The following is a 2280-nucleotide window of genomic DNA, read 5'->3' as shown; positions in this document are numbered from 1 at the left end:
TCGCGAAGACCGGGACATCAACATCCGCCGCATCGGCTACGTGGCCTCGGAGATCGTGCGCCACGGCGGGGTGGTGATCTGCGCCGCCGTCAGCCCATACCGCGCCACGCGCAACGACGTGCGCAACATGGTAGGCGCTGAGCACTTCATCGAGGTGTACGTCAATACCCCGCTGGAGGTCTGTGAGTCGCGCGATACGAAGGGGATGTACGCCGCTGCCCGGCGAGGCGAGGTGAAGGGCTTCACCGGGATCGACGATCCCTATGAGGCGCCGGTCAAACCCGAAATCACGCTCGACACCGTCAATGTCGCGGTCGAGGAAAATGCCCGCCGCATCCTGGAGGTGATCCAGGGGAAGGGCTTCGTCCGCGAGGGGGCCGTTGCGGCCCAGGCCGCCCTGGCTGGCGCCGCGGCATCGGAGCCGGCCTGACGGACACATGTCCCACGATGGGCACAGCCTTCCCGCTGCTGGAGGCGGCGCAATGGACCTGACACAGGATGCCGACCTCCTCGAACCGGCGCGGCGCGTGCAGGCTCGCTGGTACTGGTTGCTGCTCGCCCTCCTGGCGGGGGCCGCGCTGGGATGGGCCTTCAGCCTGGTCCGACCGCCGGTCTACCGGGCGAATGCTATCTTGGCCGTCAGCAACGACTACGGGGTTACCGGCCCACTCGAATTGGTGGTGGAGGACAGGGCCCTCGATCGCGTGCATCAGCTGATCCTCGCCGATGACACCCTGACACAGGCGATGGAAGAGCTGAAGGGCGTGGATCCTGCGAACCCGGCGTGGGCGGACCTGCGTGCGCTTCGCGCTCGACTGGTGCTCGAGCAGCGGCTGGCGAGATGGGAGCTGATGGCGACCGATCGCGATCCGGCAACTGCGGCGAGAATCGCCAACGCCTGGGCTGCCGCTGCGGTCACTCAGCTTCAAGTAGCACAGCAGCATGCCTGGAAGCTGCTTGACCTAAGAGGCGCGCCGGTGATGGTCGAGTGCTTCCGACTTCTGCCGCAGCCTGCGCCGGAGGCTCGCTTCTGGGAGTGCGTCACCGCAGCCCCGGAGCTCGATTCCGGGCAGCAGGCGATGCTGCGGGCAGAAATGAAGGCGAGCCGGGGCATCCTTCCCTCGCTGTCATTCGAGTGGGTCGAACACGCCCAACCTCCGTCGACCCCGGTCGTGTGGGATCGGGGCGCGTTGGTGCTGGCGGGGGCGGTTCTTGGCCTGGTCGCCGGAGTCTGGATCAGCATCATGGCTCCACGCCGATCCGGGCGTGCGCCTGATGAGCCGGCGGAAGGTCACGGCGGGGTGGGCACTTGACGGCTGGGGATGGGCGTGGGGTGTTGACAGAATCCACCGGACCCCCCTGGCAGGAGCGCCTCGCTTGGGTTCTCTGGGCAGCGCTGCTGATCACCATCCCGATCTCCAGTCATCCGTGGGTTGCCCACTTTGCCGGATGGACCGGCGTCAGTCCCCTTTCCGGGGTTCCTCTGGCGCTCTTGCTGCTGGGCTGGTTGCCCTGGCGGATTGTCCGGGAGCGACGGCTGCCGCTGGTCGCACTGCCGCTGATCGCCTTTGTCAGCGTGGCGCTGGTTGCTAGCGCGGGGGCGTTCTTCCTGCCGGTCTACCCGAGTGCGGGACAAAGTGTGCTGGGGCGCGAGCTTCGGGCATTGTTGACCTTATGTATCGGCGCAGGCTTCTTCCTCGTGGCGAGCATGCTGCCTCGTGGACGAGGCGAGATGATCGCCAGCCTGCGATGGATCTATGCCGGTGCGATGGCCATGCTCGCATACAGCGGCTTCCAGGTCGCTCGCCTTCGATATGCCTACAACCCGGTTCCCGAACGGCTGGTCGCCTTTCACCGCCTGTTCTCGATCCGCGATCCGCTGCGAGCCAGGGTAACCGGATTCGCCTTCGAACCCTCCTGGCTGGGTGACCAGCTGGTGCTCCTGTACCTCCCGTTGGTCTTGGCGAGTGTGTGGCTGGCGTTCTCTGCCTTCAGCGATCGGCGCCGGCGCCTCTCGGTTGAGTTGGTGCTTCTGCTGGCGGGGATCGTGGTCCTATTCTTCACCTTCGCCCGTCTTGCTTGGCTGTGCTTCTTCCTGATGCTGGGATCGTTGCTCGTGGCGATGCTGTGGCGGCGCGTTGGCCAAGGCGCTCCAAACGGCCCATTGGCTGCGCCGACTGTACCGAATCGGCGATTGCATCCGGGACGCGTTGGCGTGGTGGCCCTTGTCATCCTTCTGCTGCTAGCTCTTGGCTCAGGCCTGGTGTTTGCAGGGTCCGC

At 66.1% G+C, this 2280-nt stretch carries 3 protein-coding genes; all 3 read left to right on the top strand.

The features are described from left to right. The coding region (gene cysC / locus MUO23_08995) for an adenylyl-sulfate kinase (protein ID MCJ7513091.1) at positions 1 to 430 on the top strand (430 nt) is incomplete at its 5' end. A gap of 52 nt (positions 431 to 482) precedes the next feature. Continuing rightward, on the top strand, positions 483 to 1313 hold the full coding sequence (locus MUO23_08990; protein MCJ7513090.1) for a Wzz/FepE/Etk N-terminal domain-containing protein: 831 nt from the start codon (positions 483 to 485) through the stop codon (positions 1311 to 1313). 20 nt (positions 1314 to 1333) lie between these two features. Further along, positions 1334 to 2280: hypothetical protein (locus tag MUO23_08985; GenBank protein MCJ7513089.1), on the top strand; the 947-nt coding region annotated here is incomplete at its 3' end.

This window comes from Anaerolineales bacterium (assembly GCA_022866145.1).
Lineage (GTDB): Bacteria > Chloroflexota > Anaerolineae > Anaerolineales > E44-bin32 > PFL42.
This window is presented reverse-complemented; position numbering and strand designations above follow the sequence as displayed.

What these genes read in the sequence shown, in the direction of transcription:
- MUO23_08990 (MCJ7513090.1), top strand. Translation starts at nt 483, where the DNA reads ATGGACCTGACACAGGATGCCGACCTCCTCGAACCGGCGCGGCGCGTG.